Raw genomic sequence first — 6,000 nt, 5'->3', positions numbered from 1 at the left:
TACTTCGTCACCAACGCCGACAAGATGGTTGCCGAGCTCGAGGACGTCTACATCCTCCTGCACGAGAAGAAGCTCTCCAACCTGCAGGCCATGCTGCCGGTTCTCGAAGCCGTCGTGCAGACTCCCAAGCCGCTGCTCATCATCTCGGAAGACGTCGAAGGCGAGGCCCTGGCCACGCTGGTCGTCAACAAGCTGCGCGGTGGCCTGAAGATCGCCGCCGTCAAGGCGCCGGGCTTCGGTGATCGCCGCAAGGCCATGCTGGAAGACATCGCCATCCTCACCGGTGGCCAGGTCATCTCGGAAGACCTCGGCATCAAGCTCGAGAACGTCGGCCTCAACATGCTCGGCCGCGCCAAGAAGGTGTCGATCTCCAAGGAGAACACCACCATCGTCGACGGCGCCGGCAAGAAGGCCGAGATCCAGGGCCGCGTTGCCCAGATCAAGCAGCAGATCGAAGAGACCACGTCGGACTACGACAAGGAGAAGCTGCAGGAACGTCTGGCGAAGCTCGCCGGCGGCGTTGCGGTGATCCGCGTCGGCGGCGCGACGGAAGTCGAAGTCAAGGAAAAGAAGGACCGCGTCGATGACGCCCTCAACGCGACCCGCGCGGCCGTGGAAGAAGGCATCGTCCCCGGCGGCGGCGTTGCCCTGCTGCGCGCTTCGCTGACCATCAAGGCAACCGGCGCCAACTCCGACCAGACCGCCGGCATCAACATCGTGCGTCGTGCACTGCAGGCTCCGGCCCGCCAGATCGCGGCCAACGCCGGTGCCGAAGCTGCGATCGTCGCCGGCAAGATCCTCGACAACGGGGATGCGAATTTTGGCTTCAACGCCCAGACCGGCGAGTATGGCGACATGATCGCCATGGGCGTCGTCGACCCGGTCAAGGTCGTTCGCAGGGCTCTGCAGGACGCGGCCTCGGTCGCCGGCCTGCTCGTCACCACCGAAGCCATGGTCGCCGAGGCTCCGAAGAAGGAAGCCGCTGGCGGCGTGCCGGGCAGTATGCCCGGCGGCGGCATGGGCGGGATGGATTTCTGATCCGGCAAGAAAGCTTACAGACTACGGAAGGACGGCCGCGATGCCGTCCTTTTCTCTGGCGCCGATCCAAGCCAGTTGCCGGCCCATAAGCCTACATGCGGCGGCACTTTCATGGCGGACACCAATGAACTGAATTCATTCTGTTCGCCATAACGGCTTTCTCGCCCGCGAGGGCGCACTCCGGATGGCCTATGGCGCCATCTCCTTCATGGTTCTGCTCCTTCGGCGTCCCGCCGCAGGCTTCGCCGGCGGTGCACGCGCGTGTTCACCACGGACGTTCCGGCACGGCGCACCAAGTTGCGCAAACATTGACTGGAAGCTGTCCTGGCCGTTCGGATTTCTTGGGAGGCGGCATAAGTGTATAGAGCAGATAACACCGGCAAACATCGAGCCTGTGCGGTTGAACAAGTCGAATGCCCTCCAATGTCTCACGATCATCCATGATGTCGCCCCAGTTGTTGGCGATCGACTGGACTTCCTAGTTGCTGCCGTGCTTCGCCCTGCAACGGCAAGCTCGCGCCGGACGGAGTCATTGAGGCAAATGACCGCGGTCTCGCTCATGTCGAGAGATTATACTGCGGTCAAATTTGTTCAGCACCTTGACCGCAATACGCAGTGGCCGGAATCTCCTCTCTCACAATGCGGAGAGGGGATATCGACGGCTTTCAGTGATGAGTTCTCGTATTCTCCGACCAGTGCGTCGCCGGCGAGCCGGGATCATCGGCCTTCTTCTCAAAGCCCATGGCGAAGTCGTCAGCGTGACGCACGATCACAACGCAACCGTGTGCATGGCGACGACGCCGTTGGTGGGCCCAGAGATCGAGGATGTAATGCAGGACGATATTGGCGAGGAGCGGACTGATGCCCGCCCCTTGCGGGGTGCCCCTGTCCGTCTCTTGCTTCTCGCCGCTCTCAAGGACGCCAGCCCGCAACCACAGCCCAATGAGCCGTAGGATACGAGGATCAGCGATCATGCAGGGTATCCAACGCCATGTGGGGGCTCTCCGTCCCGGCCGGAAGCCGTAGGAGAACCCCCCGGAAGTCGGCCTCGGAGATAGCACTCAACACCTCGGCCACCGCGCTTTGGACGATCTTGTCTTCCAGCGCCGGCCACCGTCACCGCGTTAGACCAAAATAACGATATCGCGCAGTGGACGGATAACGACCGCTCAAGCCATCAGAGACGATCGCGGGAGGCAATCGATCGAATTGCTGAATTTAATCGGATCAACCCAGGAAACGCGGAAGCCACGAGGGCAATTCTGCGCCGTATGCCCCAAATTGTATTCTTGTCTTCCGTTGAAGATGCTGAGCTGGCAGCGCTGCTGTATTTGATCCGAGAGAAGAATGTTCCCCTCCAAGTCGTCTCGGAAAAAATCCAGCCTTATCGAGCCTCCCGTTGGGTTTTGAAACCCCCTATGCTATATGACCATCTACATGGTCAGGAGCCGTGACATGGACGCGATCAATCTGGCGGACGCCAAGGCACATCTGAGCGAACTCGTCGACCGAGTTGAGGCTGGGGATTCGATCGAGATCACCCGGCGTGGCAAGCCGGTCGCGCGCCTCACAGCGGTGACTAGGCCCCGCAAACGGATCGATGCGGCCCAGCTCCGATCCCTAACGGCAACCATGCCACCGCAGGCGGAGGATGCCGCCAATCTGGTACGGTCGATGCGAGATGGCGATCGCTACTGATGCTCTATCTCGACACGTCGCTGATCGTCGCGGCACTCTCCAATGAAGCGATGACCCCGCGCGCGCAGGTGTGGCTCGCGGACCAGGATCCCGCGCAGCTTCATATCAGCGACTGGACGATCACCGAGATGTCCTCTGCCATGGCGATCAAGCTACGGACTGGGCAGATTAACCTGGAGCAGCGTGCCGCGGCGCTCGCGATGTTCAACAATCTGGTCGCCGAGAGCTTCACCGTGCTGCTGGTCACGGGCGGGCATTTCCGGGCGGCAGCGAGATTCCTCGATCAGCACATGCTCAGGCTGCGCGCCGGCGACGCGCTGCATCTCGCGACCGCGTCGGAACACGGCGCCACGGTCCACACTCTGGACCAGCGTCTTGCTGAGGCCGGTCCGGCGCTCGGCGTGCCGACGCAACTTCTGGCATAATCATGGCCCTCACCAATGTCGATCGTCAGGCTGATCCGGGCACCGCTGAGACAGGCTATGGTCCGCAGCCGCAGCCCGCCATATTCCAGCTCTTCGCGAATACGATCGACGCGAAGTGCATCAACATCGAATTCCACGCCATCGTCTGCGGCCTGTGCCAGGGATTTCTCGAAACGTCGCGAGCATCGGTTTCGGGCTCGGGTCACCGAAGCCCAACAGGTCAAGGTCGCGCGTGCCGCGATGCGGATCACCAATCCAGCTCATCAATCAGAATCGCCCCCCTCAGCACGAAGCGGTCGGCATGGCGTGACCGGCTGAACGGAACAATGGCCGCTCAAGGGCGAAGCGGGTCAGCACCAGTTCGAAACTCTGGCCGCTTGCCTTGGCAAGCAGTAGCAGGCGAGCGTGCACCGAAGCCCCCGCACCCTCCGCGCTCATCCCGTCCACGATGACCCGAGATACCCCAGATTACCGCGAGTTGATTCCTTCGACCGCCATTATGAAGACGGCGGTGGCCGCCAGCACGCGGCGGAACATGGGTTCGAAATACGCAAGCAGCGCAAAGGGGCTGTCGCCGGCAAGGGCGCGAGACGAAAGATGACATACAAAAGCGACATGTCGGCTCAAGCCCGTTGATCGGAAGAATGGGTGCGGCGGATCGAAGTGCTCGCACCATCCAAACGGCCAGGCGCACTTTTCGTCCACACATCATGCGTTCCGGCCCGCATAAAGCGAACCAGGCATCGCAGAGGGACGCCCTTGGTGTTACACGCGCTGATTAGAGCAAAGCAAAAGTCAGCGCAACGCGAACTCGTGCCGCAGAACCTTAGTCGCGGCAGTTACATTCATCTTCTTCGGCGTTTTGCCTTCTTGAGGTTTTCTCGTTGAGGCCGACAATGCGCCTGTTGAGACGGCTGGACAATACTGCGCAGTCGCCGAAGACCACCTCCACATCCTCGAACGAGACGAAATTACCGCCATCCCGCGCAAGGCTCCGTTGAGCGAGACGGCGGACCATTTCCTTGACATAGGCCGCGCTGCTGCCCTCTGATCGTGCGGCGGCATCGGCCACCGCTCCGTCCTCGAAGACGAGCGTCCGACCATACAGCCCGATCAGCCGCTCGCGGCAACCGGCGTCGGGAAGCGGGATCTCAATTGCTTCGTCCACTCGGCCTGGGCGCGAGGCGAGCGCGTCCTCGATGTCCTCCGGTCGGTTTGTCGTCAGGATGAAGAGGATATCTGCATCTGGTGCGAGACCATCCATCTCGTTCAACAGACGGCTGAGTAGGCTTTCGGCCTTCTGACCATAAATGTCTTCTCGCAACTGGCCCACCAGATCGACGTCCTCCAGCACGACGATGCTCGGCTGCAGGGTACGAGCCAGTGCGATGTAGGAGGCAATCTGCTTCATCTGCCCAGCCGTGACCAGAACGGTGGTGCGCCCGACCAGGTTGGCAGAAACATAACGGATGACGTGCGTCTTGCCTGTGCCAGGTGGTCCGTAAAGCAGAATGCCCTTTTGCGTCGATTGGCCGAGGCGCTTCAGCCCCTCTCGGTGTCGATCAAAGTCGAAGATGTGGGTGTCAAGACGGGCCATAGTTGCCTCGGAAAGCACCACGTCATTCCTGGGTACGGCAGGAAGGCGATGAACCCGCATCGTTCCCGGCATCCCGGAGTTTCGTGCATCGGGTTCGAAAGAGAGAACCTTGTTGCGGTAGTATCGCGAGCTTTCGCCTGCCGCCTGGATCTTGCGAAGAAATTCGCGCGAGAAGGCGGATGCCTGCTCGCCAGGCAGATAGGCAATTTCCACTTGAACCGTTCGCCCGCCAAAGTAGTCAAAAAACTGCGATTGCAAGATCGCGACAGGCTCTTCGCCGATATGGAATAACCATAGGCCATTGTGCAGAGACGGATAAGGCAGATCTTCGCCGATATCGATGTCCTGATATTCCAAGGGTGTCAGCGCAACGACGGCTTCTCCCTCGCGAATGACCATGTCCGACAGCTTCATGGCATTGAACTCGTGCCGCTGGTGGACGCCGACGAGCTTGGGAGACAGAGCTGCAATCTGCTCTTCAATCACCGTTTGAAGGTCAGGCAGGAGATATGGAGCAAACTTTCGGCGCGAGCTAGCGAGACGCGTCAAATCATCGTTTTTGAAATGCCGACACAGTGCCAGCCAGGCAAAGGGATCGATATCGGTCATAGCAACATCCCATTGCGAGTTGATTTGAGCGGAAGATCAATGCGATCCTGCATCATGTGTCGTCACGGCGCCGCTGAGCTCTGCGACGCATTGCTGGCGTCCCCCGACAAGATCATCGGAGCAATTTGCGTGCCGGATTGGCACTCCGTTTGCGCTACATCGTTTGCCCGCTAACGGTGGCCCGGCCTTGTGGGCCTTTCGGTCGGGCTTGCGACATTCTTGTCCAGTTTCGGACACAAGAAGGTTGCCGATAGACACGCTCGGGGAGACCAAATGGAACCTCAAGCATGTAATGTCGCACCCGAGCCGAATTCGATCCTCGCCGAGTCCGGCCCAGGGCGCTTGCTGAAGAGCGCGCGTTCACGGTTGCTGCTAAAGGCGGGTGCTCGGGGTTAGCCGTGCCTCTGCGCATGCAAGAACACGCTAGCGGCAGACACTGTGCAATAGCTGCAGTGCCGCCCGTGTGGGTATTGGGCTTTCAAGCCAAAAGGGTCGCTGCAAAGGCATCTTCAATTGAAATGGCATGCCGCTTGCTCCTCGTGGTTAGAGCCCATCAAAGCACGAAGAAAGCGACTACCGAACCATGGCTGAGAGGCGAACCTCTATACGATCGTCCGAGGCGACGGTGCCCAC

Annotated in this window: 6 protein-coding genes and 1 pseudogene; 4 read left to right on the top strand and 3 right to left on the bottom strand. The window is 60.4% G+C overall.

Annotated features, from left to right (window positions below; genetic code table 11):
* Positions 1–1,038, top strand: a 1,038-nt coding sequence (gene groEL, locus DH10_RS06150) for a chaperonin GroEL (RefSeq protein ID WP_192384474.1), incomplete at its 5' end; no start/stop codon positions are given.
* A 665-nt stretch (positions 1,039–1,703) separates the two neighbouring features.
* Here the strand turns inward: groEL and DH10_RS06145 are convergent.
* Entirely contained in the window at positions 1,704–2,012 is a 309-nt protein-coding gene (locus DH10_RS06145; protein WP_246505975.1) for a reverse transcriptase domain-containing protein, read from the bottom strand.
* A gap of 168 nt (positions 2,013–2,180) precedes the next feature.
* Between DH10_RS06145 and DH10_RS06140 the strand changes: the two genes are divergently transcribed.
* The 3 genes from DH10_RS06140 to DH10_RS06130 are packed head-to-tail and all read left to right on the top strand — an operon-like array spanning position 2,181 to position 3,161.
* On the top strand, positions 2,181–2,492 hold the full coding sequence (locus DH10_RS06140) for an RNA-binding protein (protein WP_192384479.1): 312 nt from the start codon (positions 2,181–2,183) through the stop codon (positions 2,490–2,492).
* Position 2,493: 1 nt separating this feature from the next.
* Complete coding sequence (locus tag DH10_RS06135; RefSeq protein WP_192384469.1) at positions 2,494–2,736, top strand: type II toxin-antitoxin system Phd/YefM family antitoxin; 243 nt, start codon at positions 2,494–2,496, stop codon at positions 2,734–2,736.
* A complete protein-coding gene (locus DH10_RS06130) occupies positions 2,736–3,161 on the top strand; it encodes a type II toxin-antitoxin system VapC family toxin (RefSeq protein ID WP_192246669.1) in 426 nt (141 codons plus the stop codon). Before DH10_RS06135 ends, DH10_RS06130 begins: the two co-directional genes overlap by 1 nt.
* A 5-nt stretch (positions 3,162–3,166) precedes the next feature.
* Here DH10_RS06130 and DH10_RS37810 read toward each other — a convergent pair.
* Both DH10_RS37810 and DH10_RS36685 read right to left on the bottom strand, forming a co-directional pair.
* Positions 3,167–3,599: pseudogene (locus DH10_RS37810) on the bottom strand (nucleotidyl transferase AbiEii/AbiGii toxin family protein); the annotation flags it as partial.
* 388 nt (positions 3,600–3,987) lie between these two features.
* Positions 3,988–5,367 carry an AAA family ATPase gene (locus tag DH10_RS36685; RefSeq protein ID WP_246811497.1) on the bottom strand — a complete coding sequence of 460 codons (1,380 nt, stop codon included), beginning with the start codon at positions 5,365–5,367 and terminating at the stop codon, positions 3,988–3,990.
* Positions 5,368–6,000 lie beyond the last annotated feature (633 nt).

The sequence above is a fragment of the Mesorhizobium silamurunense genome (assembly GCF_014843825.1).
Classification (GTDB): domain Bacteria; phylum Pseudomonadota; class Alphaproteobacteria; order Rhizobiales; family Rhizobiaceae; genus Mesorhizobium; species Mesorhizobium silamurunense.
The sequence above is the reverse complement of the archived record's forward strand: the minus strand, read 5'-3'. Positions and strand labels throughout refer to the sequence as shown.